The sequence below is a fragment of the Sphingomonas endophytica genome (assembly GCF_001476895.1).
In the GTDB taxonomy this organism is placed as follows: Bacteria; Pseudomonadota; Alphaproteobacteria; order Sphingomonadales; family Sphingomonadaceae; genus Sphingomonas; species Sphingomonas endophytica_A.
In genome coordinates, this window is the sequence record NZ_LDTB01000165.1 from 1 (window position 1) to 930 (window position 930).

Here is a 930-nt window from a genome sequence, read left to right on the forward strand (position 1 = left end):
ATCCTGCTCATGATCATCGCGGTCGTATCGTTGCAAGGCGGATATCTCGCAAGCGCCTTCGCGCCGCTGTTCTGGTCCCGCACCTCGACGCCGTTGCTCGCCCTGCGCCGCCCGCATTGACGCGGCACGAGGCCGCCGCATTCGGCGCGCTGCATTTTCCATTGACCTCGCCGCGAGCCCGGGGCATCCCGCTGCCTTGCGTCGTCATCCTCCGCAGGAATGCCCTCCTCAGGACTTGCCCCGCTCGTGTGGAACGTCACGGCTTTCATCTGCATCTTGATCGGTGCGTCGATTCCGCTGGGTCTGTTCGACGCCTCGTTCGTCACCGGCCTCGTTGGCGCCGCGACGTCGCTTGGGTTGCTGGCGAGCCTGATGGTGATCCGTCCAGGTGAACTGTCATTCCTGAAATCGGTCGCCGGGCCCGCCGTCACGACAGCGCTGGTGCCGGCGCTCTGGATCATCCTGCAGATGCTGCCGCTGCCGTTCCTCGCGCATCCGGTGTGGAAGTTCGCCGGCGAAACGCTGGGAGCACCGCTCAGCGGCAGCATCACGATCGATACCGGCGCCAGCCTTGGCGCGCTGCTGGTCTGGCTGTCGCTGTTATCGGTGATGATATCAGCCGCGGCGATCGCGATCGATGCCCGCCGCGCCGACATGGTGGCCCGTAGCAGCGCGGCGACGGCAACCGTCGCGGCACTGATCCTGCTGCTGTACAGCGATCCGATCAAATTCTGGCTTGGTGCCGGCGACGCGGCACGCGATCAGACCGCGAACGGCTTCCTGATCGTCGTTCTCATGGGCGTACCGCTCAGCCTGGCCCGCGCGCTCGACCCCCGCGGCCATGCTGATGGCCGCACGGCGGCGCAGCTTTTGCGATTGCGCTGGCTGTTCGCCGCCAGCACGCTGTTCTGCACCGCCTGCGCCTGCTGG

The 930-nt window shown here is 66.7% G+C and carries 1 protein-coding gene; it reads left to right on the top strand.

Features of this window, described 5'->3' with window-relative positions:
• Positions 1-246 precede the first annotated feature (246 nt).
• Positions 247-930, top strand: a 684-nt coding sequence (locus NS334_RS16545) for a hypothetical protein (protein ID WP_153002798.1), incomplete at its 3' end; no start/stop codon positions are given.